The organism is Mycobacterium ulcerans subsp. shinshuense (assembly GCF_002355775.1).
Taxonomy (GTDB): domain Bacteria; phylum Actinomycetota; class Actinomycetes; order Mycobacteriales; family Mycobacteriaceae; genus Mycobacterium; species Mycobacterium marinum.
The window spans coordinates 3,675,542-3,702,254 of the sequence record NZ_AP017624.1; the positions used below are offsets into that span (position 1 = coordinate 3,675,542).

Below are 26,713 nucleotides of genomic sequence, written 5' to 3' on the forward strand. Positions count from 1 at the left end.
GCCGTTATTGGGCATCCGGTTGCAACGAGTGGCAGGCCAACGCGAAATTTGCGGCGATAACCCGGGCGGCCGCTACTCCCCCGACCCGGCAGGCGATGCAGCGAATTCCCGCAAAGTGGCCGCCAGTGCACCAGGCACCCGGGCCCTGATCCGGGTGCCCTCCGGCTGATGCTCCGCCTGCTGCACCCGCCCATCGGCGTGCATGCGCGCCACCAGGTCACCGCGGTCATATGGGATCACCACATCCACGGCGGTATCGGTGGGAGCGGCGAGCTCTGCCAGCTTGCGCCAGAGCACATCGATACCGTCGCCGGTGTGTGCGGAGACGAATAGCGCGCCGGGCAGAGCGTGACGCAGCTCGGCCAATGCCAGGTCACCGGCGGCATCCACCTTGTTGACGACCAGCAGCTCCTGCGGCGCCTCGGCGCCGGCACTGCCGGCCCTCCCATCACTGGCCTCACCGCCGCCTGTGGCCTCGTCGGCGATGACCTCGGAGATCACCTGGCGCACCGCGTTGATCTGGGCCAACGGGTTCGGGTCGGAGCCGTCGACGACGTGTAACAGCAGATCCGCGTCGATGACCTCCTCCAGCGTGGACCGAAACGCCTCGATCAGCTGGGTGGGCAGATGGCGCACGAAACCGACGGTGTCGGTGAACAGAAAGGGCCGCGCACCATTGGAATCGGGGTCGAACTCCGCGCGCCGGGTGGTTGGATCCAGTGTCGCGAACAACGCGTCCTGCACCAGGACCCCGGCGCCGGTGAGCGCGTTGAGCAGGCTGGACTTGCCGGCGTTGGTGTAGCCGACGATCGCAATCGAGGGCACGTCGCTATGCAGCCGCCGGCTGCGCTGAGTGTCGCGGGCCTGCTTCATCGCCTTGATCTCGCGCCGTAGCTTGGCCATCCGCTCCCGGATGCGACGACGGTCGGTCTCGATCTTGGTCTCACCCGGGCCGCGCAAGCCGACCCCGCCGCCGCTGCCACCGGCTCGGCCACCGGCCTGCCGCGACATCGACTCACCCCAGCCGCGCAGCCTCGGCAGCATGTACTCCATCTGAGCCAGCGCAACCTGGGCTTTGCCCTCTCGGCTGGTCGCGTGCTGGGCAAAGATGTCCAAAATCAGCGCGGTGCGGTCGATGACTTTGACCTTGGCCGCCTTCTCCAGAGCGGTCAGCTGGGCCGGTGACAATTCGCCATCACAGATGACGGTGTCGGCCCCGGTCGCCACCACCACTTCGCGTAGTTCGGCGGCCTTGCCCGAGCCGATGTAGGTGGACGGGTCGGGCCGGTCACGACGTTGGATAAGCCCTTCGAGCACCTGGGAACCGGCGGTTTCGGCCAGTGCGGCCAGCTCCGCAAGGCTCGCCTGGTTGTCGGCCGCGGTACCTTCGGTCCACACGCCGACCAACACCACACGCTCCAGTCGCAGCTGTCGGTACTCGACCTCGGAGACGTCGGCGAGCTCGGTCGACAGCCCGGCGACGCGGCGCAGCGCGGACCGGTCTTCGAGGGCGAGCTCGCCGATGCTGGGCTCGGCGGCGGGCTGAGAAGCCCGCCGAACGGAATCGGGAAATTCGGAATATGTCATAGGTAATTAGCAATAGTGCACGGTGGATGGGTGTCGCGCACCTGAATTAACGCCGTTGATCGCGCCACCATAACTCGCTGATCTCACCGCTGGCCACCAGCACCGACGGCCCGCGCAGCAGGCTGGTCGCATCGGTGATGTTGACCGTGACATCCCCGCCGGGAATGCGGACGGTCAGCGTGCCGGTCTCCTGTCCTGCGCTCGCCAGCGCGGCGACGGCGGCGGCGACGGTGCCGGTGCCGCAGGAGCGGGTTTCACCAACGCCGCGTTCATGAACACGCATGCACACCACGCCGGCGGCCGGCGCGGTGAGAACCTCGACGTTGACGCCCTCGGGAAATTGCGCGTGATCGAAGCTCACCGGGGCCCCCACATCCAACGCTGCCAGCTGCTCCGGTGTCAGCCCCGGATCAAAGCATGCCAGGTGCGGATTACCGACGTCAACGGCCACGCCGGATAACCGCCTGCCGCCAACGACGGCCTCCCCCGGCCCCAGCTTGTTGGCCTTGCCCATGTCGACGGTGACGTCGGCGTGGGTCTGATCGGCGTGGTGCACGGTAACCGGCCGCGGGCCGGCCAGTGACCCGACCACGAACTCATCGCGCGTCTCCAACCCGCTGGCTCGCAGGTAATGGGCGAACACTCGCACGCCGTTGCCACACATCTGAGCGGTCGACCCGTCGGCGTTGCGGTAGTCCATGTACCAGTCGCCCGGACTGACACCGTCGGGCAGACGGTGCAGAACACCGGCCGCCACGGCCGCATCCGCGGTGGTGACCCGCAGGATGCCGTCAGCGCCCAAACCCCGGCGGCGATCGCAGAGCGCCGCAACCTGCGCGGCGGTCAGCGACAGCCGGGCCGCCACGTCAGGCAACAGCACAAAATCGTTCTGGGTGCCGTGGCCCTTGGCGAAGATCACCAGATCAGGTTACGTGCCGCCACACCCGCAGCGCCTCATCGACCATGGCGACGCGATCGGAGGGACCGGTTGCGCCGGCGTCGCACCAGTGCACTCGGTGGTCCCGGCGAAACCACGACCGCTGCCGTCGGACGTAACGGCGGGTACCGAAATAGGTCTGCTCACGTGCGTCGTCGAGTAGCTCCGCGCCGCCGCCGGCGTCGAGAGCCGCGAGCACCTGGGCATAACCCAGCGCACGCGCGGCGGTCACCCCGTCGCGCAGACCCGCGCGCAGCAACACGCGCACTTCCTCGACCAGGCCCCGCTCGAACATCGAATCGGTGCGCACCGCCAGCCGATCATCCAGAATTGGTGTGTCGCAATCCAACCCGATAATCGCGGTGCCCCATTGGGCGGCGCCGATGCGCGGCGCGGATGCGGCGAACGGCTGCCCGGTGAGCTCGATGACCTCGAGCGCGCGCACGATGCGGCGACCGTCGGTGGGCAGGATCGTGGCGGCGGCGGCCGGGTCGCGCCGAGCCAGTTCGGCGTGCAGCTCGCCGACCCCGAGTTCGGCCAGACATTCTTCCCATCTGGCCCGCACCGCCGGATCGGTTGCCGGAAACGACCAGTTGTCGAGCAGCGACTGGACGTAGAGCATGGAACCGCCCACCACGATCGGCGCATGCCCGCGAGCGATGATCGCCTCGATGTCGGCCGCCGCCGCCTGCTGGTAGCGGGCGACGGTCGCCGTTTCGGCGACGTTGAGGACGTCGAGTTGATGATGCGGGATGCCACGGCGCGCTGCGACCGACAGCTTCGCGGTGCCGATGTCCATGCCGCGATAGAGCTGCATCGCGTCGGCGTTCACGATCTCCGCGGGTACCTCGCCGGCCAGCCGCTCGGCCACGTCGAGCGCCAGTTGCGACTTTCCGCTGCCCGTCGGGCCGATGATCGCCAGTGGCCTCATGGCTGCCAGACACCGACGAAGCACCCCACACCGAAGGGTGCCCCGCGATAGAGCTCCGTGGCCGATCGGGGCCCGGCACCGCAAAGGCCGGCCAGCACCTGGAACGCGGGGCGCCCGAGCACTCGTTCGGGCAACCGCGCCAGGGCGGCGACGTCACCGCCGGCCAGCGCGTCGTCAAGGAGCAGTTGGGCCGGGGCGCCGGTGGGGTCATAGCCGCCCGGCGCGCTTGGGGTCAACGTATTGACGCCGTCGGCAACGACGAGCACACCGACCGGATCGGCCGTCCGGTCGATCTCGGCGCGCAGTAGCTTGCCCTGCACCAGTGCGTCTTCGGATTCCCGGCCGTGGGCGTAGACCTGGATTTTCGCGGTGGCGGCGGGCCGTACCTGACCGCGAACCCAACCCGCCAGCAATGCGCAGAGCGGAAGGTCGGACGGCGGACCCGGTTGCTCGCCAAGCGCTGGGGCAAGGCGGACCTGCACGTCTACCCCGAAGCCCGCAAAAGTCCCGACCGCGTCGGGGCCGGCTACCTGATCTTCGGGGCCGACCCCGATGCCAACCCAGTGGTTCGGCAACGAGCTCGCCGCTGCGACCACCGCCGACCTCAGGTCGGCCACTTCGGCGCCGGCCAGTCCGGTCAGTTCGGGGACAAGCACAGGCGCGGACGGGATGATCGCGATGGCGCTCAGCACGTCACCAAACTAGTGTCTCGGCGCGCGCCGGTTCGACCGGTTGGGGCTAACCCGCCGGCGCCCTGCGCAACCGGTCGGTCTGCACGTCGTCGTCGGCGGGCCCGAAGTGCATGGTGACCGCCCGGTGGGGCATCGTTGCCGGAATATGGCCACTCTCGACCGCCTCTTCGGCCACCTTCTCGGCCTCTCCGCGGGCCAGCGCTATCGTCGCGACGAGCACCAGGACCACGCCAAAGGCCACCACGACAAGCCCGGGGCCGGTGGTATCGAGTGTTTCGCCCAGGACGACCATGCCCAGCACCGCGCCCATCAATGGTTTGGCCACCACCACCGTCGGCAACGAGGCGGTCAACGTGCCCGCGCGAAACGAGGACTGCTGGAAGATCATTCCGCCCAGCGCGGCGGCGATCCAGACATAGAACTCCGGCGCGCGAAACAGTGCGCCGGCTCCCCCGCCGACCACTTCGACGACCGCCTTGGTGAGCACGGCGAACAGCGCCAACGAACACCCCGAGACCACCGCCAGCAGCACCGCGGCCACCGATCCTGACCAGATCCGTGCACCAAGCACACAGAACACCATTACCGGGCCCAGCACCGAGGCCACCACCATCCAGGTCGCCAGTGAACCACGCGACACGCCGACATCCGGGTCGCCAACGATGACCACCACCGCCAGCGAAACGGCCAACAGCACAGCCCAGGTCCACTCCCAGCGTGTCACCCGGCGCCGAGTAACACGGGCGTATATCGGCAGCGCGAACAACAGCGCCGTCACCTGCAGCGCCGACACCAGCACCACCGATCCCAGCGTCAGGGCGGCGGCCTGCAGCAGATAGTTCGCGATCGCGCCGAGGGCTCCCAGCCACCAGCGCGAGTCGCGCAATGACAGCCAGAACAGCTCCAGGTGGCCCACCTGTTCGTCGGTGATCTCCTGAGCGGAACGCTGACGCGTCACGTTGCCCAGCGCGGATGCGAACGCGGCACCCAGCGCGAGAACAGCCGCGATCTCCGTCGTCGTCATGGCCAACCTCCTCGCCAAAACTCGCCCTCGGGAAACCGTTCTTACATCCGGTATCCACTACCCGTTTTGGTGGTGTTCTCAACCAGGCTTACCCCGCCGGGCTGGCAACTAGCTGGATTCGAACCGACCCCAAATACCCACCGTGCACCCACCTAACAGCGGCAACTCTTTAGGAAGCTATGCAGAACCTGTGTGCCAGATGTGTTTCGGTTCACACGGCTACGGCATGGCAAGCTGGCCGGCCGCGTTGAGATTGTCGGCGGGCGCCATCATGGCAGCTTCGTCGCGAGCCAGCGCCACGGTGGCCACGATCACCACCGCAACGGCAACCAGCAACACAAACACGCCCAAGTCGCCGGTCTGTAGCACCTCGTCGAGCACCGTGACCCCCAACAGCGAAGCAATCACCGGCCTGGCCACGGTGATGGTCGGCAATGACGCGGTCAACGAGCCGGCCCGCAGCGATGATTGCTGAAGCATCAGACCGATCGGCAGCACCGTCATCCAGGCGTAGAACTCGGGGGCGCGCACTAGCGGCCCGAAGCCGGTGCCGATGAGCGCGACAACGCCTTTGGTAAACACCGTGAACACGGCCAGCACAGCTGGCCGAAGAGACCGCCAGTAGCACCGCCGACAGAGCACCGGAGGTGACCCGCGCCGCTACCACGCAGACCACCAAGGCCGGAATCATCACCGCGGCAACCACCGCCCAGGTCGACAGCGGGGCGCGCGCGTGGCCAGCCGTGGGATCCCCTGCCGTCACGATGACCGCCACCGCGCCGGCCAGCAAGATCGCCCACATCCACTCTCGAGCGGTGATCCGATGCTGAGTAAGCCAAGAATCGATCGGCAGGGCGAAAAGCAGCGCGGTCGCCTGCAGCGACTGCACCAGCACCACAGACCGCATGGTCAACGCGATGGCCTGCAGGGTGAAGCTGGACAGAGCCGCGGCGCTGCCCAGCCACCACTGACCATGGCGTAGCGAGAGGTGCAGCAGCGTGAAGTGACCAACCTCGTCCTCGGTGACCTGCTGCGCTGACCGCTGCAGCACCACGTAGCCGACCCCGGCCAGCAGCGCCGCGCCCAGGGCGAGCGACGCCGAGACTTCGACAATGGCCATTTGGTGCCCTCCCACCGCATTCAGCTGCAAGCTGTCTGCGTAAACCTTCCGTTAGGCAGTTGTTCAATAATGACCCGTGTGCGCTGGTTAAGCATCTCAATCGCGCGATCCCATAGAAATGGTTGCCTCACCCGGGCATCGGGCCGCGCATTTCGCAGCCGACCGGTCGGCCGCGACACCAGCTGGACGGTCCGCACGCCAGCAGCGCGCACACCCGATCACCGCAATTCACAAAATCGATCGGGGCGCCGGCTATGCCGATCCGACCTGCCCAAATTCCCGCGCGAGCACACAGCGCAACTAACGGAACGGTTGCAGCTATAGGACGGATGCTGCAGTTTTGGTGCGTCCACAATGGTGAGCAATTACCGTCATGGTTGCTAGACCGGGGTATGCGGTCGGCAGGTCGGCCGGTGAGTGTGGCTTGCCGGTGCGATTACCCGCTGGTTTGAGGAGTAGGCGATGAGCGCCTCCGCGCGACGCTCGCGAGTAGGTACCCGCTTCGGGCCCTACTACCTCAAGCGACAGCTTGGCACCGGCGGCATGGGCGAGGTCTACGAGGCCGTGGACACCGTGAGACAGCGCGTGGTGGCACTGAAGTTGATGTCGGAGTCGCTCAGCCACGATCCCGTGTTTCGCATGCGGATGCAGCGTGAGGCCCGCAACGCGGGCAGGCTGCAAGAGCCGCACGTGGTGCCCATTCACGATTACGGTGAAATCGACGGGCAGCTCTACCTGGACATGCGCCTCATCGAGGGCACCCACCTGGCGCTGCTGCTGGAACGGTTCGGTCCGGTGACACCCCCGTGGGCGGTGGCGCTGGTGCATCAGGTCGCCTCCGCATTGGACGCCGCCCACGCGGCCGGCGTGATGCATCGGGATGTGAAACCGGAAAACATCCTGGTGACCCAGGATGACTTCGTTTACCTGGTGGACTTCGGGATCGCCAGTGCGGCGACCGACGAGAAACTGACGCAGATCGGCAGCGCGGTGGGGACCTGGAGGTACATGGCCCCGGAGCGGTTTTCCGACGCCGAAGTGAATCAGCGTGCCGACATCTATTCGCTGACCTGCGTGCTCCATGAGTGCCTGACCGGAACCCCGCCATATCGGGCGGACAGCGCCGGCATGTTGATCACCGCGCATCTGATGGCGCCCATCCCGCGTCCCAGCCAGCTGCGGCCCGGTATCCCCGCCACGTTCGACGCGGTGATCGCGCGCGGAATGGCCAAACGCCCGGAGGACCGCTTCGCAAGCGCGGGCGAACTGGCTGCGGCGGCGCACCAAGCGCTCAGCGCACCGCACCAGGCTCAAGAATTTCGCATCCTCAAACGTAGTGAGGAGGCCGGTGGCCTGCACACCGACGCCGCGGCAGAGGCCGGTATCACCTTTGCGAGCCCGTCGACGGCGTCACCATCGGCGCCCACCCCGGTCGCATCGACTTCGCAGCCCGACCTGAGGATCTCCGGGCCCCTGTCGATTCCGTCATTCCCCACATCGGAAGCCAACGTCCCGTTATTCGACGCGAGCACGAGTTCTTGGGGCGATCTGACGGCCGCACCACCACCACAGGCACCCCCGGCGCCCCTGACACCCCCGACTCCCCCAGTTCCCCCGACGCCCCCGCAACCGCCGAAGCAGACGAGCGACACATCACCGTCGGGCCCGGGCCCACACTTCTTGGCCGCACGCCTGCGCAACCCGTGGATGCTGCTCGGCGCCGCCGCCCTGGTGGCCCTGATCGTCTTCGCCGCCCAGGGCATCTGGCTCAGCTTCCGGCCGAAGTCCGAGTCCGCTTCCACCAGCCCGTCGACGGCTTCGCCCAGCGCGCCCTCGCCGGCGTCGGCGGACGCGCTGGCCCGCCTACTGAGCACGCTTCCACTGGGTTACGCACCGGGCACCTGCCGGGCCTTTCTGCCGGCCAAGGACTCGCTGGCCAGGGTCACCTGCGACAAGAACGTCGACCCTGGGGGCCCGTCCCGGGGCGTGTGCACGCTGTTCGGGGAAACGGCGACGCTGCGCCAGTATTTCGACGGCCTGCTGCGCACCGACATCATGGTCGACTGCCCAGGCGAGAAGAAGTCACCGACCGCCTGGCACCATCCCGATAGCCCACAGGTCGGCGGCATGATCTTCTGCGCAATCCAGGAGGGCAGTCCCTCGGTGGTGTGGACAAACGAAGCCCAGTTGATGATCAGCGTGGTCCAGGGCGATCCGCGGGGCCCCAACCTCGAAGAGCTCTACAGCTGGTGGAAAAAGCACTCGTGATAGCCGGCCTCGTTTGTGAAACTGTCCAGATGGGCAGTTAACCAACACCGACCAAGGTGTCGGTGTATGGCGGGGCAAGCTGTTTCAATACTGTTGGAACTGTTAGAACCGGTCTGTGCCCTCTGGTGAAGCCGTCGGCCCCATCAGAGCTGCAGATCGGATATTGGGTGCCGCTTCGCGCGGCAGGTGCGCGGGATACGGACCGCGCAGAGGGTGCAAAGGGTAGGTGACGAGCGCATGACGGCTGACGAACCCCGCGGCAACGATTTGCACCCGACGGTTTCGGGCCCCGGCCCACGGCCGGGACCGCGGCCGGGACCCAGGCCCGGCCCCAGGCCGTCGCCCCGACCCGTTGCCCATCCGGTGGTGGTATCCGCGCCCAGCGATCCCCACCGGTTCGGTCGTGTCGACGACGACGGCACGGTCTGGCTGATCACCACCGCCGGCGAGCGCATCGTCGGGTCCTGGCAGGCCGGGGACGCCGAGGCCGCATTTGCGCATTTCGGCAGGCGTTTCGACGACTTGAACACCGAGATCACGCTGATGGAGGAGCGGCTGGCCGCCGGCACCGGAGACGCCCGCAAGATCCGCGCCAACGCCGCAGCGCTGGCCGAGACACTGCCGATCGCGTCGGTGCTCGGGGACCTCGATGCGCTGGCCACCAGGCTGGCCAGCCTGTGCGAACAGGCCGACAGCATGGCCGTCGCCGACCGCACCAAGCGAGACGAACATCGGGCCGCCCAGACCTCGCGCAAAGAGGCGCTGGCCGCCGAGGCTGAGGAACTGGCCGCCAACTCGACCCAATGGAAGGCCGCCGGCGACCGGCTGCGCGCGATCCTCGACGAATGGAAGACGATCAGCGGCCTGGACCGCAAGGTCGATGACGCGTTGTGGAAGCGCTACTCGGCGGCCCGTGACACCTTCAACCGTCGACGGGGCTCCCATTTCGCCGAACTCGACCGTGAGCGATCTGGGGTCAAGCAAAGCAAAGAGCGCCTCTGCGAGCGCGCGGAGGAGTTGTCCGATTCCACGGACTGGGCCCCCACCAGCGCTGAATTCCGCAAACTACTCGCCGAATGGAAAGCGGCGGGACGCGCCAGCAAGGACGACGACGACGCGTTATGGCGTCGTTTCAAAGCCGCCCAGGATGCCTTTTTCACCGCGCGCAACGCCGCGACCGCGGAGCGAGACGCCGAGTTCCGCGCCAATGCCACCGCCAAGGAGGCCCTGCTCGTCGAGGCGGAGAAGCTCGACACCACCAACCGCGACGCCGCGCGAGCAGCGCTTCGCACCATCACCGACAAGTGGGACGCGATCGGCCGCGTGCCCCGCGAGCGCACCGCCGAATTGGAGCGTCGGTTGCGCGCGGTCGAGAAAAAGGTGCGCGAAGCCGGCGAATCCAATTGGTCGGATCCACAGGCTCAGGCGCGCGCCGAGAAGTTCCAGGCCCGAGTCGAGCAGTTCGAACAGCAAGCCGCCAAGGCAGCCGCGGCGGGTAAGACCAAGGAAGCCGAACAGGCAAAGGCCAACGCCGAACAGTGGCGGCAGTGGGCGGCAGCCGCGGCCGACGCGCTGACCCGCAAAACCTAGTCCTGGTCTTTTTCGGCCGCGGTCCCGTCGGACTCATCGGGTGTGTTGAAGCTGTCCAACAAGGTCTGCGACTGTTGTTCGGCGACCACGCGACGACGCTGCTCTTCCGCAGCAAGCTGCACTATCGTGCGCTGCCACACCACCCGTGCCCAGTGAAACGTCAACAGGATCACCGCGATCCAAGACACGATGAGCCCGACGCCCGGACCCGGTTGACCCGCGGCCACGGTCTGGCGCGACCACACCGCCAACAGCCCGGTGCCACTGGCCAACGCCGAACCCGCCAGGGCCACCCACGCCAGCGTCCAGCGTCGTGTCATCAACGCCAGCATCGAGAAGCCCACGCCGAATACCAGTGTCAACCAGGCGAACACCTGCGACGGCAGCGTCACCGCGGCGTCGGTGGCCCCATTGGTGCTCAACAGCACATCCCATCCGCGCACGTTTCCGGTGTGCGGCAGGATGAACGACCCCAGCAGCACGAACACGAGAATCGCGACGGCCAAAGCTCTGGCGCCGGGGTCGATCTCACGCGCCACCCGGCGTTCTGCCGCCTCGATTTCAGACCGGTAGGCGTCGAAATCCGCCACGTCAACCTCTCCGTTCATTGCGGGTCACCCGCGCTAGATCCAGCCCCGTCCGCCGATCCGCATCCGCCCGCCGATCCGCATGAGGCGGCTTCGGCCGCAACGGGAACCACGAGCCGCCCGATGCCGGGCATGCCCAGGCCGATGCCCCGAACGGTCTGTCCGTCGGCGTGCGCGTCACCGGCACGGGTACGGCGGTGGGCCAGAATGCCCCCGTCGGCAATCAGGTGGTGCGGAGCGGCATCGGTGACCTCCACGGTGACGATGTCGCCGGGGCGAACCGGCCCGTCACCGGCGCGGAAGTGAACCAGGCGCCCATCGCGCGCCCGGCCGCTCATGCGCGCCGTCAGGGTGTCCTTGCGTCCTTCTCCGGTGGCCACCAGCAGCTCGACGCGCTGTCCGACGATGGCCCGGTTGCCCTCCAGCGAGATCTGCTCCTGCAACTCGACGAGCCGCTCATACCGTTCCTGCACAACAGCTTTGGGCAACTGCCCGTCGAGTTCGGCCGCCGGGGTCCCGGGGCGCTTGGAGTACTGGAAGGTGAACGCGGCCGAGAACCGGGCCTGCCGCACCACATCAAGGGTGGCGGCAAAGTCCTGTTCGGTCTCACCCGGGAATCCCACGATCAGATCCGTGGTGATGGCCGCGTGCGGCATGGCGGCCCGAACCCGCTCGATGATGCCCAGATAGCGTTCGGCACGGTAGGAGCGCCGCATCGCGCGCAGCACCCGATCCGATCCGGACTGCAGGGGCATGTGCAGGGCGGGGCACACGTTGGGTGTTTGTGCCATGGCCTCGATGACGTCATCGGTGAACTCGGCCGGGTGCGGCGAGGTAAACCGGACCCGCTCCAGCCCGTCGATGTCTCCGCAAGCCCGCAGCAACTCGGCGAAAGCGCCCCGGTTGCGCGGCAGTGCGGGGTCAGCGAAGGAGACGCCGTAGGCGTTGACGTTCTGCCCCAGCAGGGTGATCTCGATTACACCGGTATCCACCAGCGACTGGACCTCGGCCAGGATGTCTGCCGGGCTGCGATCGATCTCTTTGCCGCGCAGCGACGGCACGATGCAGAAGGTGCAGGTGTTGTTGCAGCCGACCGAGATCGATACCCAAGCGGCGTACGCAGACTCACGGGCGCTCGGCAGCGACGACGGGAACTGCTGCAGCGCCTCGGCGATCTCCACCTGAGCCACCCGGTTGTGCCGGGCGCGGTCGAGCAGCGCGGGCAACGACCCGATGTTATGGGTACCGAAAACCACGTCAACCCAGGGCGCTTTGCGCAGCAGCGCGTCGCGGTCTTTCTGGGCCAAGCAACCACCGACGGCGATTTGCATGTCCGGACTGGTGCGCTTGCGCGGGGCCAGGTGGCTGAGGTTGCCGTAGAGCTTGTTGTCGGCGTTTTCCCGTACCGCGCAGGTGTTGAAGACCACTACATCGGCATCGGTGCCCTCGGCCGCACGACGGTAGCCGGCGGCTTCGAGCAGGCCCGCCATTCGTTCGGAGTCGTGGACATTCATCTGGCAGCCGTAGGTGCGAACCTGATACGTGCGCGCCGACATGGGCTCAGCATCATCGGCCGGGCCGGCAGACCCGGCGCCGTGCGCCACCGTCGAAGTCACGGGGCCATGGTACGGCGGCCGGCTGGCCGACAGCGTGTCGGCCGGTGGCCGAGCCCCTCCCGGACAGAGTCGGGCTAGACCCGCCGGCGATCTCGTTCGGCGGCCAGTTCTGCGATGACCACCTCGCACGCCACAGTCTGGCTGTAGCCACGACGCGCCAGCATCGCCACCAATCTGCGGGTCACCCGGGCGTCATCCTCGGTCAGCTTTTCGCGCCTGAGCTTGGTCCTGACGAGTTGCTCGGCCCTGCCTCGCTCGGCACCCGCGTCGAGTCCTGCCAGCGCGGTGCCGATCACATCCTGGTCGACCCCTTTGGCCTGCAGCTCAGCGGCCAGTGCGCGCCTGCTCTTTCCCGCATTGGCCCGACGGGATTGCACCCAGTCCGCGGCAAAGTCGGCGTCGTCGACCAGACCTACCGCGGTAAGCCGATCCAGCACGCGATCGCCGACGTCCTCGGGGTAGCCACGTTTCGCCAGCTGACCGGCCAACTCTGCCCGAGTCCGGGATCGCGCGGTGAGCAGGCGCAGACATAACGCCCGCGCCTGCTCTTCGCGAGATGGCTCAGAAGTCGACGGGGGCGGGAAGGACACCGTCATCAGTCACCACTGCACCGATACCGAGCTTTTCTTTGATCTTCTTCTCGATCTCGTTGGCCACTTCGCCGTTCTCCAGCAGGAAGTTGCGGGCATTCTCCTTGCCCTGCCCGAGCTGTTCGCCCTCGTAGGTGAACCACGCACCGGATTTCCGGATGAAGCCCTGATCCACACCCATATCGATCAGCGAGCCTTCCCTGCTGATACCCCTGCCGTAGAGGATGTCGAACTCGGCCTGTTTGAACGGTGGCGAGACCTTGTTCTTGACGATCTTGACCCGGGTGCGGTTACCGACCGCATTGGTGCCGTCCTTGAGCGTTTCGATCCGACGCACATCCATGCGCACCGACGCGTAGAACTTCAGCGCCTTTCCACCCGTCGTCGTCTCGGGTGAACCGAACATCACCCCGATCTTGTCGCGGAGCTGGTTGATGAAGATCGCCGTGGTTCCCGAATTGTTCAATGCGCCAGTCATCTTCCGCAGCGCCTGGCTCATCAGCCGGGCCTGCAGGCCGACATGGCTATCCCCCATTTCGCCTTCGAGCTCCGCGCGTGGCACCAGTGCGGCCACCGAGTCGATCACCACGATGTCGAGCGCCCCCGAACGGATCAGCATGTCAGCGATCTCGAGCGCCTGTTCACCGGTGTCCGGCTGGCTGACCAGCAGGGAATCGGTATCGACACCAAGCTTTTTGGCGTACTCGGGATCCAGCGCATGCTCGGCATCGATGAATGCCGCGACGCCGCCGGCGGCCTGGGCGTTGGCCACCGCGTGCAATGCCACGGTGGTCTTACCCGAGGATTCCGGGCCGTAGATCTCGATCACCCGGCCACGTGGCAGACCGCCGATGCCCAGGGCAACATCGAGTGCGATGGATCCGGTCGGGATGATCGAAATCGGTTGCCGTACCTCGTCGCCAAGGCGCATCACCGAACCTTTGCCATAACTCTTCTCGATCTGGGCCATCGCCAGTTCGAGTGCCTTTTCGCGGTCGGGAGCTTGCGCCATCGTGCCTCTCCTATAGTCGGTGTTCGATGACCGGTATCGGTCGGTTGGCTGTGACACTAAAGAAGGCCACCGACAGATCGCGTCTTCGAGTGATGACCACAGTAGCCGAACATCTGTTCGATTCAAGTTTCGACACCCCGCGTGTGGCAATATCGGCTACCGATGGACGCATGAACATCTCCGCCGAGCTGGCCGAAATCGCCTCCTACGGAGGTTTTTTCGGGCTGACCGTGGGCGGCGACCCAACGGGATGGCATCCGGTCACCCAGGCCTATGCCAACGGGTTCTCGGACTTGATCGACGCCACCATCGAGCGCTATGGCACGCCAGAGGTGCGAATCGGCGCATCCCTGGTGTATCTCGGCCATGCCGCCCGGCTGTGGTCACCAGTGCTCGCATGCGTCTTGAGCCAGGGGGTAGTTCCCGACCTGACCAACCTGCAGCGTGCCGACAACGCCGCGCTGCTGCGGCTGCCCGAACCCATCGGCGAGCCCGCCGCACCGTCCCCGGAATTGTTGTATCGCGTCGTCATCAAGGACCACATGGAGCCGTTCGCAGCGGGCCTGCGCGCCAAGTTGGCGCCCGCGCTGCTGTCCGGCAACATCGCGTCGGCACTCGTCGGGGCGTCACGCGCGCTGATCTCGGCGCGGCCGGACTTGCGCCAGTCCGTAGCCAGCACCACCGCCGAGTTGCTGAGCATGGGCCGCCTGGCCGGATCAGGGGTGATCGCAGGCACCGATCTGAGCTTCCGGCGCAACAGTTGCTGTCTCTACTACCGCCTGCCCGGCGCGGGGAAATGCGGCGACTGCCCGCTCTAGCGGGCGCCTAGATCACCACTGCTCACGGGGAACATCGAAGTCAGCGCACAACGCCCGCCACACGTCGCGAGGCTCCACACCCGCCTCGATCGCCTGGGCGGCGGTCCGGCCATCGAAGACCGTCAAGACGTGGTCGACCAGAACCGATGCGCCGTAGGCGGCACCAAACCGCAGCGTGATCCGTTCGTGAAACTCTGTCAGCCGCACGCCAGCCAACATACTGGGCCGGTCAGCCAATCCGGTCATCCCGCAAGCGCCAGCGCTTCGTGGCAGACCTGCACCGGATCGGCCACGTCGGCAATGCTGGCGGCGGCCCGTTGCGCCGCCTCCCGGTAACCGGGCGACGACAGCACCTCATTCACCGCGGCCGCCAGCGCATCAGCGCCCAGCGGCCGGATCAGCCGAGCGCTGCCCTGGCGTACCACGCGATTGGCTATCTCCCACTGGTCCCCGCCGCCGGGAACCACCACCAGGGGCACCCCGGCCAGCAACGTCTTGGAGACCATCCCATGACCGCCCCCGCAGATCACCACGTCGGCGTGGGTCAACAGCTCGGCCTGGCTGCACAGCCCGACCGCCGCCCACGACGGTGTCACCAGATCGTCGCCGCCGAGCCGGGAGACCACCAGCCGCGATCCCGACGGCAGCGTGTCGCCCGGAATCAGCGACTCCAGTGCGACCTCGGCCAGTCCGGCGGTTCCGGACAATGCCGTGGACGGCGCGATGACCAGCACCGGACCCGAACCGGCAGGGACTTTCAGCAGCTGATCGGTCGGTTCGAAGTGCAACGGGCCGACCACGATCGCCTCGGCAGGCCAGTCCGGACGCGGCACCTCGAGGGCGGGCAGCGTAGCGATCAATCGCCGCAGCGGGCCCGGATCATGCTCTGCCAGGCCGATCTCGGCCCGCACCGCGGCGCGCTGTCGCAGGCCCGCACGCCAGGACCGCGCCGTCAGCGCCCGCATGGTGGTGTCGCGCAGCCGGCCGCGAATTCCGGTGCCCGGCGCCAGACCGCTGCCGATCGGCGGCAGGCCTTTCGACGGCCGATACAGCGGATGCGGGTTGAGCTCGATCCAGGGGATCCCCAACCGCTCGGCCGCCATTCCCCCGCAGGCGGTGATCACGTCGGACACCACCAGGTCGGGCGCCAGGTCGGACAGCGCCGGAGCGTTGAGCAGGGCCATCTGAGCGGCCCTGCGATGAATCCTGGCGCCGGCATCCAGATCCTCGTCGGTGGCTACCAGCCCCGCCAACTCAATGGCGTCAACGCCGGCCGCCCGAGCGGTGTCCAACCACTCCACACCGGTCAGCAGCGTTGGAATATCGCCGGCCGCCAAAAAGCGCCGGCACAGCGCAATCGCGGGAAACGAATGGCCGGGATCCGGCCCGGCGACCACGGCGACACGCACCGCACCACCCTGCCACAGTGCCTGGCCGGTGCCCAGCCACCGCCCAATCGCCGACCAGCCACCGCAGTTGCCCGTACTCGCTTACCCTGGCAACCATGACCGAGCTGACTCAAACAAGCCAAACAAGCACCGACAACATCCGCACGGTCGAGGGCTTCCTGAGTGCGCTTCAGGACGCGGACTACGAAGCGGCGAACGCGGCCCTAGACGACCACCTGGTGTACCAGAACGTCGGACTGCCGACGATCCGTGGCCGGAGCCGGGCGATGCGGCTGTTCCGCCAGATGGACGGGCGCATGGGGTTCGAGGTGAAGATCCATCGCGCCGCCGCCGATGGAGCCGCCGTACTCACCGAACGCACCGATGCATTGATTCTCGGCCCGCTGCGAATTCAGTTCTGGGTCTGCGGCGTGTTCGAGGTACACGACGGGCGCATCACGCTGTGGCGCGACTACTTCGATTTCTACGACATGACCAAGGCATTGCTGCGCGGGGTGGCCGGCGCGGTGATCCCAGCGCTGAAGGCACGCATGTAGGTGCACACCTAGCGGCGCGGTAACCCACCCAGTTCGTCGAAGGCCTGCGCCCAGCCGGCCAGGCGATCGGTAGCTCCGACCAGTTCGGGCGGTAGCGCTGCTGCGACACCGCCTCGGCCACGGTGGCACCGTTGGCCGACGAAACCAATTGCGCTGCCGCGATCACCATCTCGTTGTACTGACGCACGCCGGCGCCTAGTTGGGCGGTAAAGGCATTGATGGTGGGCACCAGTTGGCCACGCGAGGATTCCGAATACTGCGCCGCCCGCTCCATCGATACCACCTGGGCAGCCGTGGCGGCCATCGCCGCGGCGCTGTGGTTGGCCGCATCGGTCAGGTCCTGGATTTCGGCCGCAGGTACCAGCGCGCCCCGCTCCATCACACCCAACAGCGAGAAGAATCCACGTTCGGAGGCGCCCAGGGCGGCCATCGCGGGGCGGGCGGCCGAACCCATCGGCGGCAACCGCCGGGTGGTGGTCGGCCGCTGTGACGGCAACGGCTCCGACCGCAGCCAGTAGTAGCGGAAGAACAGCAACGTCGCGGGAATCACCTGCACCACCGCGATCGCTCCGGTGATCTGCAGCAGCAACGCGAACCAGCCCCACGCTGCCAGCACCGCCGTCACCGCGGCCCAAAAGACGCAGCCGGCGCTGAAGATCAGCGCCCACCGCAGCGCACGGCGGCGGCGGCGCAGCTGGCGAGCTCGCGGATCGGTGGCAGCGCTGATCTTGCGGGCGGCGAAGTCGGACAGATCACCCACGAAGTCGAGACCCCGCTGCAGCAACGCACGCCGCTGGCCGCGCTGAGCCGACTTCACCGCCATGTGAGACTCTCCGCCCTACTGCTGACCAAAAGGTTTCTCTGCGACCGCCCCACCGGTTTCGGTGGCCCCAGTGGCACCGGGAGTGGCCGCGCCTCCCGCCGGCAGCGACTCGCCGCGCATCGAGGCCCGGATCTGTTCCAGCCGGGAATGACCGGCCATCTGCACGCCGGCCTGCTGAACTTCGAGCATGCGGCCCTGCACCGAACTTTGAGCGAGCTCGGCCTGACCGAGTGCGGTGGCATACCGGCGTTCGATCTTGTCCCGCACCTCATCGAGGCTGGGGACGTTGCCGGGGGCGGCAAGCTCACTCATCGACCGCAGCGACGAGCTGACCTGCTCTTGCATCTTTGCCTGCTCCAGCTGGCTGAGCAGCTTGGTGCGTTCGGCGATCTTCTGCTGCAGCACCATCAAGTTCTGCTCGACTGCCCGCTTGGCCTGAGCCGCGGCATTGAGGGCCTGGTCGTGCAGCGCTTTGAGGTCTTCGACGCTCTGCTCGGCGGTCACCAGCTGGGCGGCAAACGCTTCGGCGGCGTTGTTGTACTCGACCGCCTTGGCCGCGTCGCCAGCGGCGGTGGCCTGGTCGGCCAGCGTCAGCGCCTGACGCACGTTGACCTGTAGCTTTTCGATGTCGGCCAGCTGGCGGTTGAGGCGCATCTCCAGCTGGCGCTGGTTTCCGATCACCTGTGCGGCCTGTTGGGTCAGCGCCTGATGGGTGCGCTGGGCTTCCTCAATAGCCTGCTGAATCTGCACTTTGGGGTCGGCGTGCTCGTCAATCTTGGAGTTGAACAGCGCCATGAGGTACTTCCACGCTTTGACGAACGGATTGGCAATCGGTTAGCTCCGCCTTCGTTTCTTGTGGGCCGGGTGGGTCCCGGGTAGGGCCCGATTGAGCTCAGCACACTTACCCTGTCGCTCAATTTAGTGGGTCCGGGCCGATCTCCCCACCCGTGATCCCATAACTGATCGACACCAGATCGGCTGCGCCGCGCTCAGGCCACCGCCAGCGACGCTACCTGGGGAATGACCAATCTGGTGCCGGCATCGATGGTGGCTCCGGCCGGCGCGGTCTGGATCGCGCGTTCGTCACGCGCCATCCGCTCACCCGCACCGATGAGCACCTCAGACAGCGGGACCTGCAACGCGTCGCAGATTGCATTGAGCAATTCGCTGGACGGCTCCTTGCGGCCACGCTCGATCTCGGACAGATACCCCAGACTCACCCGAGCGGTGTCGGACACCTCCCGCAGCGTCCGGCCCTGTGAAGTTCGCTCCCCGCGCAACACGTCGCCAATGACCTCGCGCACCAATGACGCCATCGTGCTCTCCTCCATCTGCCTTCAACATCCATGACGACCAAATCAAGCACCCAAATGCGGTTCAAGCGCCCGACCAGCAGCGCCCAAGAGCACTGGTTCTTAGATGAACGCGGCGTGAGCTGGTGTGGTTCCCGCTGGCTTACGACGCGCGTTTTCCGGCACGAATTTCGCGGACGGTCGATGCCACGTAGTCGATCCCGGTCACCACCGTGAGCACGATTGCGGCGGCCATCACGACCACCGCCGCCATGTGCAGCGGGCCGGAAAGCGGCAGGACGAACAGCCCGATCGCCACCGCTTGGACGACGGTCTTGAGCTTGCCGCCCCAGCTGGCGGGAATGACACCGCGGCGGATGACAGCCAGCCGCAGCATGGTCACCCCGAGTTCGCGGCTCAGGATCAACACCGTGACCCACCACGGCAGGTCGTTGAGCATCGATAGCCCGATCAGCGCCGCCCCGATCAGGGCCTTGTCCGCGATCGGATCAACAAACGCCCCGAATTCGGTGGCCATGCCGTAGTTGCGGGCGAGCAGTCCGTCAAATCGATCGGTGATGCTGGCAACCGCGAATACCGCCCATGCCGCTATCCGGAAAGTCGTTTGGTGACCTCCGTCATAGAACAGGAGGTACAAGAAAATCGGGACCAGCACAAAGCGCAGGCCAGTCAGGACGTTGGCTAGGTTGGCGATCCCTGCGGTTCCCGGCACCTGACCTGTTTGCGGCTGCCCTGACACCGCAACAGAATAACGGTTGACCAGCCGCCCCGCCGCCGATGTCGATACTGTTTTCTCGTGACCGAAAGTCAACAGGATTTCCGGCCGGTGGTCCGGCGTGCCAGAACGTCCGACGTCCCGGCGATCAAAAAGCTTGTCGACACCTATGCGGGGAAGATCCTGCTGGAGAAGAACCTGGTCACCCTTTACGAAGCGGTTCAGGAATTCTGGGTTGCCGAACACCCCGAAATCCAGGGCAACGTGATCGGCTGCGGGGCCCTGCACGTGTTGTGGTCGGACCTCGGTGAGGTCCGCACCGTCGCGGTGGATCCCGCTATGACCGGGCACGGCATCGGCCACGCGATTGTCGACCGACTGCTCGAGGTGGCCCGGGAACTGCAGCTAGAGCGACTATTCGTGCTGACGTTCGAGACCGAATTCTTCACCGCGCACGGGTTCACCGAGATCGAGGGCACGCCGGTGACCGCGGAGGTGTTCGAAGAGATGTGCCGCTCCTACGACATCGGCGTCGCGGAGTTTCTGGATCTGAGCTACATCAAGCCCAACATCTTGGGCAACACCCGGATGCTGTTGGTGCTTTAAGCCGTCACCGATCAATCCTCGTCCGGCGCGTCGTCGGCCACCCCGCCCCTGATCAAGGCCAGCGTTCCGGCCAATTCATCGGGCTTGACCAGCACCTCGCGGGCCTTCGAGCCTTCGCTCGGCCCGACGATGTTGCGCGTCTCCATCAGGTCCATCAGTCGGCCGGCTTTGGCGAACCCGACCCGCAGCTTGCGCTGCAACATCGAGGTGGAGCCGAACTGACTGGACACCACCAACTCCACGGCCTGCAGCAGCACGTCCATGTCGTCACCGATGTCCGAGTCGACGTCGGTGCGCTCACCGGTGGGCTTGGCGTTGGTGACACCCTCGGTGTACTCGGGCTCCGCCTGATCCTTACACGCGGTGACAACGGCGTGGATCTCCTCGTCGGTGATGAACGCGCCCTGCAGCCGGATCGGCTTGCCGGCGCCCATCGGCAGGAATAGGCCGTCACCCATACCGATCAGCTTTTCCGCGCCCGCCTGGTCCAGGATCACCCGGCTGTCGGTCAGTGAGGATGTGGCGAACGCCAGCCGGGACGGCACGTTGGTCTTGATCAAGCCGGTGACCACGTCGACCGAGGGCCGCTGGGTGGCCAGCACCAGATGGATGCCGGCGGCGCGGGCCTTCTGGGTGATCCGCACGATGGCTTCCTCGACGTCACGCGGCGCGGTCATCATCAGGTCGGCCAACTCGTCGACGATCGCAACGACATAGGGATAGGGCTTGTACACCCGCTGGCTGCCCAGTGGCGCGGTGATCGCTCCCGATCGCACCTTCTCGTTGAAGTCATCGATATGACGCACCCGGGACGCTTGCATGTCCTGGTAGCGCTGTTCCATCTCCTCGACCAGCCATGCGAGAGCGGCCGCCGCCTTCTTTGGCTGCGTGATGATCGGGGTGATCAGGTGCGGAATGCCTTCGTAAGGGGTCAGTTCCACCATCTTCGGGTCGATCAGGATCATCCTGACCTCTTCCGGGGTGGCCCGGGTCAGCAGGGAGACCAGCATGGAGTTGACGAAGCTGGACTTTCCGGACCCGGTGGAACCGGCGACCAGCAGGTGCGGCATCTTCGCCAGGTTGGCCGAGATGAAATCGCCCTCGATGTCTTTGCCCAGGCCGATCACCAGCGGGTGGTGGTCGCGGCGGGTCGTCGGAGCGGTGAGCACGTCGGCAAGCCGCACCATTTCGCGGTCGGTGTTGGGCACCTCGATGCCGACCGCCGACTTGCCGGGGATGGGAGCGAGCATCCGCACGCTCTCGGTGGCCACCGCGTAGGCGATGTTCTTCTGCAGCGCGGTGATCTTCTCCACCTTGACGCCGGGCCCCAGCTCGACCTCATACCGCGTGACGGTCGGACCGCGGGTGCAGCCGGTCACCGCCGCGTCGACCTTGAATTGGGTGAGCACATCCCCGATGGCGCCGGCCATGTGACTGTTGGCGGCGCTGCGCTTCTTGGGCGGATCTCCCGCCACCAACAGTTCCATCGATGGCAGTGCGTAGGGCCCCTCGACGACACGGTCGAGTACCAGGGTTTCCTGCTTCTCCGCCGGGGCGCTGCGGCCGGACTTTCCGGCCTTGCCGGCGCCGCGCGCGACGGCAGGTTCTGGAACGGTCGGCGCATCCGGCTCCCCGATTTCGCCGTCGGGCTCCGTGTTCGGCGAGGGCCAGGCCCGCAGCTCCTCGTCGGGCCGCAGCGGCACCTCGTCGTAGTAGCCGTCGGAGAAGTCCTCACGCGCGACTTCCACCGTGTCGGCATCATCACCGGCGAAATCCGAGTAGCCCTCGTAGTCATCGCCGTCGTCGAACTCGTCATCGTAGTACTCGCGCTGCAGCAGCCGGGTTCCGAACAGACCACGTAGCACATCGGGAACCTCGCGGATTGTGGTCCCGGTCAACAGCAATAGTCCGAACAGCGCCCCGATGAACAGCAACGGAGCGGCGATCCACACGGTCAGCCCGTCGGATAGCGGTCCACCGATCGTGAATCCGATGAACCCCGCGGCACGCTGGCGCAACTCCGGGGATTCCGGCGAACCTGCCCACAAGTGCCGCAAACCCAGGAAAGACAGCGCGATCAGGCTGGACCCGAGAATCAGCCGGGGCCTGGTGTCGGGGTTCGACTCGGTGCGCATCAGCACTATCGCCGTGCCTGCAAGAACGATCGGGAGCAGCACCACCGCCGAGCCGATGAACGTTCGCAGTACCGCATCCACCCACGCGCCGACCGGGCGGGCGGCGTCGAACCATGAACTCGCGGCGACGACCACCGCAATGCCCAGCACCACCAGCGCCACGCCGTCACGGCGATGCCCGGGTTCGATGTCACGAGCGCGCCCTATCGACCGCGCCGCCCCGCCGGTGCCCTTGGCCGCCATCATCCAGGTAGCGCGCATGGCTCGGCCGCCCGCGAGCCCGGCCACCTTGAGCACGGACTGATTGCGCCGCGGGATCGGCTTGGCTACCCGCTTGGCCGGCTTGCCCGCCGGCTTTCTGGTCCCCTTCGCCGGCCTTGCCGGCCCGGCGGAGGCAGTAGCTCTCCCGCCTCGGGAAGCGCCCCCTGAAGCGGCCTTTGACCTGCTCGTTCGGGCTCCGGAGCGCGCAGCGGTCTTACTAGCCATGCCAGCAAGACTAGTCGCAATTGCATCATCTGCACCACTTGCCACACTGGTAACGCAGGCTGCACCAGCATGTGCCCGCCTCGTTATCTTCGAGCCTGAGTAGGGTGGCCAAAGGTGACCAAAGTCATGCCCGTTCACACCACCAAAAACCCGCCGCAGTCTCCCCAGGAGGTCCCAGCATGCCCGTCGTCGTCGTCGCCACGCTGACCGTCAAGCCGGAGTCGGTCGACGCCGTCCGCGACATCCTCACCACGGCGGTCGAAGAGGTGCACGACGAACCCGGCTGCCAGCTCTACTCGCTGCATCAAACGGGCGAAACCTTCGTTTTCATCGAACAGTGGGCCGACGCGGAGGCACTGACCGCCCATAGCACCGCGCCCGCGGTGGCCAAGATGTTCACCGCGGCCGGCAAACACCTGGCCGGGGCGCCGGACATCAAGATGCTGGCGCCGATCCCCGCGGGAGATCCCGACAAAGGTCAACTCCGTCAGTGATGAGCCGGCCACTGGACGGCCCACTGAGCGGCCGTGTTGCCTTCATCACCGGGGCGGCGCGCGGGCAGGGTCGCGCGCATGCGCTTCGACTGGCCCGCGACGGCGCAGATGTCATCGCGGTCGACCTGTGTGACCAGATCGCCAGCGTGCCGTATCCGCTGGGCACCGCCGAGGAATTGGCAACCACCGTCAAGCTCGTCGAGGACACCGGCGCCCGCATCGTGGCCAGCCAGGCCGACGTCCGGGATCGGGAAGCACTGGCCGCGGCGCTGCAAGCCGGGATCGACGAATTGGGCCAGGTCGACATTGTGGTGGCCAACGCCGGTATCGCACCGATGCAGTCCGGCGACGACGGCTGGCGTGACGTTATCGACGTCAACCTCAGCGGCGCCTACTACACGGTCGAGGTCGCGATACCGACCATGATCGAACAGGGCCGGGGCGGGTCGATCGTTCTGATCAGCTCGGCGGCCGGATTGGTTGGCATCAGCAGCGCGGACGCCGGCGCCATCGGCTACGCCGCCTCCAAACACGCGTTGGTCGGGTTGATGCGCGTATACGCGAACCTGCTTGCACCGCACAGCATCCGGGTCAACTCGCTACACCCATCCGGGGTGGATACCCCGATGATCAACAACGAGTTCATCCGACGCTGGCTCGCCGACCTGGTCGCCGAGACCGGCTCCGGCCCCGGCGCGGGCAACGCGCTGCCGGTGCAGATCCTGCAAGCCCATGACATCGCCGGTGCGCTGGCCTGGCTGGTGTCCGACGAGGCCCGTTACATCACCGGCGTCGCCCTGCCGGTGGATGCCGGCTGTGTGAACAAGAGGTAGTTGATGACCCGAAATCCCGCTGCGCAGACCGCCTTCGGCCCGATGGTGCTGTCGGCTGTCGAACAGAACGAGCCCGCCGAGCACCGCCTGGTCGACGACGACCTGGCGGATCTGTTCCTGCCCAGACCGCTGCGGTGGCTGGTCAGCGCGACCCGGCCGGCCGGCATTCGGCGCCTCTTCATCCGCTGGTCGGAGTGGTCCGGCAGCGGGCTCTGGGTCAATCTGACCTACCGCAAACGATTCATCGGCGACAAACTTGGCGAGGCGCTCGACGACGTCGATGCGGTGGCGATTCTGGGCGCCGGGCTGGACACCCGCGCCTACCGACTGACCCGCAAGGTGCGCATTCCGATCTTCGAGGTGGACCTGCCGGTCAACATCGCTCGCAAGGCCAAGACGGTGCGACGGGTGCTGGGCGAACTACCGTTGTCGGTTCGGCTGGTGGCGTTGGACTTTGAGCATGGCGACCTGCTCACCGCATTGGCCGAACATGGCTACCTCACCGACTTCCGGGTGTTCTTCATCTGCGAGGGCGTCACCCAATACCTCACCGAAGAGACCGTCCGGCGGACCCTGGAGGGGCTGCGCGCGGCGGCACCGGGCAGCCGCCTGGTGTTCACCTACGTCCGCCGCGACTTCATCGACGGAACCAATCGCTACGGCACCCGGACCTTGTACCGCTCGGTGCGCCAACGGCGTCAACTGTGGCATTTCGGCTTGCTGCCCGACGAGGTCCCCGAGTTTCTTGCCGAATACGGCTGGCGGCTGGTGGAACAGGCAGGGCCCGACGAGCTCGTCCAGCGCTATGTCGAGCCGGCCGGCCGCAAGCTCAACGCATCTCAGATCGAATGGTCGGCCTACGCCGAAAAACTCTGAGCCGGGCCGGAAGCGGCCGGTCCTCAGACTTCGATGACCGTGGGCACGATCATCGGCTGCCGGCGGTAGGTCTCACCGACCCATTTTCCAACGGTGCGGCGCACCCCCTGCGCGATCCTGATCGGATCGGTGACGTTGGCGGCAACCAGAGATTCCAGCTCGGCTTCGACCTTGCGCACGGCGGGCTCCAGCGCCTTGGGGTCTTCGGAGAATCCACGCGAATGCAGATGCGGCACAGCCGCGGGACGCCCGGTGCCCCGGTGCACGACCACGGTCACCGCGATAAAACCCGACGACAGGATCAGCCGCTCGCCCAGGGTGATTTCGCCGACATCGCCGGTGATCAAACCTTCGACGAACATCTTGCCAACCGGGACCGCACCGGCGATCGAAGCCTTGCGCCCCACAAGATCGACGCTGACCCCGTTCTCCGCCAACAGGATTGACTCCGGCGCCACCCCGGCGCTGGCGGCCAGCTTGGCGTTGGCCCGAAGCATTCGCCAGGTTCCGTGCACCGGCATGACGTTGCGTGGTCGCACCCCGTTGTACAGGAACAACAGCTCACCGGCGTAGGCATGGCCGGAAACGTGCACCCGGGCTTGGGCGTTGGTGACCACCCTGGCGCCGATCTTGGAGAGCGAGTCGATGACGCCGAAAACCGCTTCCTCATTGCCGGGGATCAGCGACGACGACAAAACGATGAGATCGCCGGCAGTCAGCGTGATGCTGCGGTGCTCACCGCGCGACATCCGCGACAACGCCGACATCGGTTCGCCCTGGGTGCCGGTGGTAATCAACAACACCTGTTCGGGCGGCATCATCTCGGCGGCACCGATGTCGATCACATCGGAATCGTCCACCCGCAGAAAGCCCAGTTCCCTGGCGATGCCCATGTTGCGCACCATGGAGCGCCCCACGAAGGAAACTCGCCGGCCCAGTGCCACCGCGGCGTCGATGATCTGCTGCACCCGGTCGACGTTTGAGGCGAAACACGCCACGATGACCCGACCGTCGGCGCCCCTGATCAGCCGGTGCAGGGTGGGACCCACCTCACTTTCGGAGGGCCCGACACCGGGGATCTCGGAGTTGGTCGAATCACACAGGAACAGGTCAACACCGGCATCGCCGAGGCGCGACATGCCCGGTAAGTCGGTGGGGCGACCGTCGAGGGGCAGCTGATCAAGCTTGATATCACCGGTGTGCAGCACGGTTCCCGCGCCGGTGTAGACGGCGATCGCAAGGGCATCCGGCACGGAGTGGTTGACGGCGAAGTATTCGCACTCGAACACGCCGTGTCGACTGCTCTGCCCCTCCGCGACCTCGACGAACACCGGTTTGATCCGGTATTCGCGGCACTTGGCCGCAACCAGCGCCAGGGTGAACTTGGATCCGACGATGGGGATGTCCGGACGCAACCTGAGCAAGAACGGGATAGCCCCGATGTGGTCCTCGTGCGCGTGCGTGAGCACCAGCGCCTCGATATCGTCCAGGCGGTCCTCGATATGGCGCAGGTCGGGCAGGATCAAATCGACGCCCGGCTCGTCGTGGGTCGGGAACAGCACGCCGCAGTCGATGATCAGCAGCCGCCCCAAATGCTCGAACACCGTCATGTTGCGGCCGATTTCGTTGATGCCGCCCAGCGCGGTGACCCGCAACCCCCCGGAAGCCAAAGGCGCTGGTGGGGGAAGTTCTTCGTTCACCGTCGACTCACCCTG

Annotated in this window: 24 protein-coding genes and 2 pseudogenes; 8 read left to right on the forward strand and 18 right to left on the reverse strand. The window is 66.6% G+C overall.

All coding sequences use genetic code 11. The features are described 5' to 3' along the window. Positions 1 to 72 precede the first annotated feature (72 nt). From hflX to SHTP_RS16525, 6 genes and pseudogenes are all read right to left on the reverse strand, one after another. Positions 73 to 1,587, reverse strand: a complete 1,515-nt coding sequence (gene hflX, locus SHTP_RS16500) for a GTPase HflX (RefSeq protein WP_096371170.1) — start codon at positions 1,585 to 1,587, stop codon at positions 73 to 75. 46 nt (positions 1,588 to 1,633) lie between these two features. Further along, positions 1,634 to 2,506, reverse strand: coding sequence for a diaminopimelate epimerase (dapF, locus tag SHTP_RS16505; RefSeq protein ID WP_096371171.1), 873 nt, complete (start codon positions 2,504 to 2,506; stop codon positions 1,634 to 1,636). 4 nt (positions 2,507 to 2,510) lie between these two features. Beyond that, positions 2,511 to 3,455, reverse strand: coding sequence for a tRNA (adenosine(37)-N6)-dimethylallyltransferase MiaA (miaA, locus tag SHTP_RS16510; protein WP_096371172.1), 945 nt, complete (start codon positions 3,453 to 3,455; stop codon positions 2,511 to 2,513). Continuing rightward, entirely contained in the window at positions 3,452 to 4,147 is a 696-nt protein-coding gene (locus tag SHTP_RS16515) for a class III extradiol ring-cleavage dioxygenase family protein (protein ID WP_012393770.1), read from the reverse strand. Before SHTP_RS16515 ends, miaA begins: the two co-directional genes overlap by 4 nt. Positions 4,148 to 4,193: 46 nt before the next feature. Next, a complete protein-coding gene (locus tag SHTP_RS16520) occupies positions 4,194 to 5,171 on the reverse strand; it encodes a DMT family transporter (RefSeq protein ID WP_011741160.1) in 978 nt (325 codons plus the stop codon). Between the two features lie 219 nt (positions 5,172 to 5,390). Further along, positions 5,391 to 6,291 (reverse strand): annotated as a pseudogene (locus SHTP_RS16525) (DMT family transporter). Between the two features lie 462 nt (positions 6,292 to 6,753). On the opposite strand from SHTP_RS16525, the gene SHTP_RS16535 reads away from it, so the two are divergent. Together SHTP_RS16535 and SHTP_RS16540 are read left to right on the forward strand one after the other, a co-directional pair. Continuing rightward, positions 6,754 to 8,559 carry a serine/threonine-protein kinase gene (locus SHTP_RS16535; protein ID WP_096371173.1) on the forward strand — a complete coding sequence of 602 codons (1,806 nt, stop codon included), beginning with the start codon at positions 6,754 to 6,756 and terminating at the stop codon, positions 8,557 to 8,559. Between the two features lie 237 nt (positions 8,560 to 8,796). After that, on the forward strand, positions 8,797 to 10,149 hold the full coding sequence (locus SHTP_RS16540) for a DUF349 domain-containing protein (RefSeq protein WP_096371174.1): 1,353 nt from the start codon (positions 8,797 to 8,799) through the stop codon (positions 10,147 to 10,149). Here the strand turns inward: SHTP_RS16540 and SHTP_RS16545 are convergent. From SHTP_RS16545 to recA, 4 genes are all read right to left on the reverse strand, one after another. Further along, positions 10,146 to 10,757: an Rv2732c family membrane protein gene (locus SHTP_RS16545; RefSeq protein ID WP_096371175.1), complete on the reverse strand. Its 612-nt coding sequence runs from the start codon at positions 10,755 to 10,757 to the stop codon at positions 10,146 to 10,148. The two genes, SHTP_RS16540 and SHTP_RS16545, sit on opposite strands and share 4 nt — an antisense overlap. Continuing rightward, positions 10,754 to 12,292 carry a tRNA (N6-isopentenyl adenosine(37)-C2)-methylthiotransferase MiaB gene (gene miaB / locus SHTP_RS16550; RefSeq protein WP_231991620.1) on the reverse strand — a complete coding sequence of 513 codons (1,539 nt, stop codon included), beginning with the start codon at positions 12,290 to 12,292 and terminating at the stop codon, positions 10,754 to 10,756. The genes SHTP_RS16545 and miaB overlap by 4 nt, the downstream gene beginning before the upstream one ends. Positions 12,293 to 12,426: 134 nt before the next feature. Next, a complete protein-coding gene (gene recX / locus SHTP_RS16555) occupies positions 12,427 to 12,948 on the reverse strand; it encodes a recombination regulator RecX (protein WP_011741165.1) in 522 nt (173 codons plus the stop codon). After that, complete coding sequence (recA, locus tag SHTP_RS16560) at positions 12,914 to 13,954, reverse strand: recombinase RecA (protein ID WP_012393764.1); 1,041 nt, start codon at positions 13,952 to 13,954, stop codon at positions 12,914 to 12,916. The genes recX and recA overlap by 35 nt, the downstream gene beginning before the upstream one ends. 170 nt (positions 13,955 to 14,124) lie before the next feature. Here recA and SHTP_RS16565 point away from each other — a divergent pair, with 170 nt between their 5' ends. Continuing rightward, a complete protein-coding gene (locus tag SHTP_RS16565; RefSeq protein ID WP_172900562.1) occupies positions 14,125 to 14,772 on the forward strand; it encodes a (2Fe-2S)-binding protein in 648 nt (215 codons plus the stop codon). A 12-nt stretch (positions 14,773 to 14,784) separates the two neighbouring features. Here the strand turns inward: SHTP_RS16565 and SHTP_RS16570 are convergent, their stop codons facing one another. Together SHTP_RS16570 and SHTP_RS16575 are read right to left on the reverse strand one after the other, a co-directional pair. Next, complete coding sequence (locus SHTP_RS16570; protein ID WP_407070187.1) at positions 14,785 to 14,979, reverse strand: DUF3046 domain-containing protein; 195 nt, start codon at positions 14,977 to 14,979, stop codon at positions 14,785 to 14,787. Positions 14,980 to 15,014: 35 nt separating this feature from the next. Then, positions 15,015 to 16,181, reverse strand: coding sequence for a glycosyltransferase (locus SHTP_RS16575; RefSeq protein WP_096371178.1), 1,167 nt, complete (start codon positions 16,179 to 16,181; stop codon positions 15,015 to 15,017). A 95-nt stretch (positions 16,182 to 16,276) separates the two neighbouring features. Here SHTP_RS16575 and SHTP_RS16580 point away from each other — a divergent pair, with 95 nt between their 5' ends. Next, positions 16,277 to 16,717 carry a limonene-1,2-epoxide hydrolase family protein gene (locus tag SHTP_RS16580; RefSeq protein ID WP_012393761.1) on the forward strand — a complete coding sequence of 147 codons (441 nt, stop codon included), beginning with the start codon at positions 16,277 to 16,279 and terminating at the stop codon, positions 16,715 to 16,717. 8 nt (positions 16,718 to 16,725) lie between these two features. On the opposite strand, the pseudogene pspM reads toward SHTP_RS16580, so the two are convergent. The 4 genes and pseudogenes from pspM to pgsA form a co-directional block, all read right to left on the reverse strand. Then, positions 16,726 to 17,540: pseudogene (gene pspM, locus SHTP_RS16585) on the reverse strand (phage shock envelope stress response protein PspM). A gap of 15 nt (positions 17,541 to 17,555) precedes the next feature. Further along, complete coding sequence (gene pspA, locus SHTP_RS16590) at positions 17,556 to 18,371, reverse strand: phage shock protein PspA (protein WP_096371179.1); 816 nt, start codon at positions 18,369 to 18,371, stop codon at positions 17,556 to 17,558. Positions 18,372 to 18,529: 158 nt separating this feature from the next. Next, on the reverse strand, positions 18,530 to 18,856 hold the full coding sequence (gene clgR, locus SHTP_RS16595) for a transcriptional regulator ClgR (RefSeq protein WP_096372523.1): 327 nt from the start codon (positions 18,854 to 18,856) through the stop codon (positions 18,530 to 18,532). Between the two features lie 139 nt (positions 18,857 to 18,995). Further along, positions 18,996 to 19,592, reverse strand: a complete 597-nt coding sequence (pgsA, locus tag SHTP_RS16600; RefSeq protein WP_181013034.1) for a CDP-diacylglycerol--glycerol-3-phosphate 3-phosphatidyltransferase — start codon at positions 19,590 to 19,592, stop codon at positions 18,996 to 18,998. Between the two features lie 57 nt (positions 19,593 to 19,649). On the opposite strand from pgsA, the gene SHTP_RS16605 reads away from it, so the two are divergent. Then, positions 19,650 to 20,174 (forward strand): amino-acid N-acetyltransferase, encoded by a 525-nt coding sequence (locus SHTP_RS16605; protein WP_011741175.1) that lies wholly within the window; start codon positions 19,650 to 19,652, stop codon positions 20,172 to 20,174. Between the two features lie 11 nt (positions 20,175 to 20,185). On the opposite strand, the gene SHTP_RS16610 is transcribed toward SHTP_RS16605, so the two are convergent. Next, positions 20,186 to 22,795, reverse strand: coding sequence for a DNA translocase FtsK 4TM domain-containing protein (locus tag SHTP_RS16610; RefSeq protein WP_071498121.1), 2,610 nt, complete (start codon positions 22,793 to 22,795; stop codon positions 20,186 to 20,188). A 179-nt stretch (positions 22,796 to 22,974) separates the two neighbouring features. Between SHTP_RS16610 and SHTP_RS16615 the strand changes: the two genes are divergently transcribed. From SHTP_RS16615 to SHTP_RS16625, 3 genes are read left to right on the forward strand one after another with little or no spacing between them, the layout of a single operon-like run. Beyond that, complete coding sequence (locus SHTP_RS16615) at positions 22,975 to 23,289, forward strand: putative quinol monooxygenase (RefSeq protein ID WP_096371180.1); 315 nt, start codon at positions 22,975 to 22,977, stop codon at positions 23,287 to 23,289. Next, positions 23,289 to 24,122, forward strand: a complete 834-nt coding sequence (locus tag SHTP_RS16620) for a mycofactocin-coupled SDR family oxidoreductase (RefSeq protein ID WP_096371181.1) — start codon at positions 23,289 to 23,291, stop codon at positions 24,120 to 24,122. Before SHTP_RS16615 ends, SHTP_RS16620 begins: the two co-directional genes overlap by 1 nt. A 3-nt stretch (positions 24,123 to 24,125) precedes the next feature. Beyond that, on the forward strand, positions 24,126 to 24,998 hold the full coding sequence (locus SHTP_RS16625) for an SAM-dependent methyltransferase (RefSeq protein ID WP_096371182.1): 873 nt from the start codon (positions 24,126 to 24,128) through the stop codon (positions 24,996 to 24,998). Between the two features lie 23 nt (positions 24,999 to 25,021). On the opposite strand, the gene SHTP_RS16630 is transcribed toward SHTP_RS16625, so the two are convergent. After that, entirely contained in the window at positions 25,022 to 26,698 is a 1,677-nt protein-coding gene (locus tag SHTP_RS16630) for a ribonuclease J (protein ID WP_096371183.1), read from the reverse strand. Between the last annotated feature and the right edge of the window lie 15 nt (positions 26,699 to 26,713).

Excerpts from the sequence above, each read along its gene's own strand:
- SHTP_RS16545 (WP_096371175.1), bottom strand. The coding sequence starts at position 10,757 with ATGAACGGAGAGGTTGACGTGGCGGATTTCGACGCCTACCGGTCTGAA.
- miaB (WP_231991620.1), bottom strand. The coding sequence starts at position 12,292 with ATGTCGGCGCGCACGTATCAGGTTCGCACCTACGGCTGCCAGATGAAT.
- SHTP_RS16535 (WP_096371173.1), top strand. The coding sequence starts at position 6,754 with ATGAGCGCCTCCGCGCGACGCTCGCGAGTAGGTACCCGCTTCGGGCCC.
- clgR (WP_096372523.1), bottom strand. The coding sequence starts at position 18,856 with ATGGCGTCATTGGTGCGCGAGGTCATTGGCGACGTGTTGCGCGGGGAG.
- hflX (WP_096371170.1), bottom strand. The coding sequence starts at position 1,587 with ATGACATATTCCGAATTTCCCGATTCCGTTCGGCGGGCTTCTCAGCCC.
- SHTP_RS16610 (WP_071498121.1), bottom strand. The coding sequence starts at position 22,795 with ATGGCTAGTAAGACCGCTGCGCGCTCCGGAGCCCGAACGAGCAGGTCA.
- SHTP_RS16620 (WP_096371181.1), top strand. The coding sequence starts at position 23,289 with ATGAGCCGGCCACTGGACGGCCCACTGAGCGGCCGTGTTGCCTTCATC.
- SHTP_RS16580 (WP_012393761.1), top strand. The coding sequence starts at position 16,277 with ATGACCGAGCTGACTCAAACAAGCCAAACAAGCACCGACAACATCCGC.
- miaA (WP_096371172.1), bottom strand. The coding sequence starts at position 3,455 with ATGAGGCCACTGGCGATCATCGGCCCGACGGGCAGCGGAAAGTCGCAA.
- recX (WP_011741165.1), bottom strand. The coding sequence starts at position 12,948 with ATGACGGTGTCCTTCCCGCCCCCGTCGACTTCTGAGCCATCTCGCGAA.
- SHTP_RS16565 (WP_172900562.1), top strand. The coding sequence starts at position 14,125 with ATGAACATCTCCGCCGAGCTGGCCGAAATCGCCTCCTACGGAGGTTTT.
- SHTP_RS16625 (WP_096371182.1), top strand. The coding sequence starts at position 24,126 with ATGACCCGAAATCCCGCTGCGCAGACCGCCTTCGGCCCGATGGTGCTG.
- SHTP_RS16540 (WP_096371174.1), top strand. The coding sequence starts at position 8,797 with ATGACGGCTGACGAACCCCGCGGCAACGATTTGCACCCGACGGTTTCG.
- SHTP_RS16615 (WP_096371180.1), top strand. The coding sequence starts at position 22,975 with ATGCCCGTCGTCGTCGTCGCCACGCTGACCGTCAAGCCGGAGTCGGTC.
- recA (WP_012393764.1), bottom strand. The coding sequence starts at position 13,954 with ATGGCGCAAGCTCCCGACCGCGAAAAGGCACTCGAACTGGCGATGGCC.
- SHTP_RS16520 (WP_011741160.1), bottom strand. The coding sequence starts at position 5,171 with ATGACGACGACGGAGATCGCGGCTGTTCTCGCGCTGGGTGCCGCGTTC.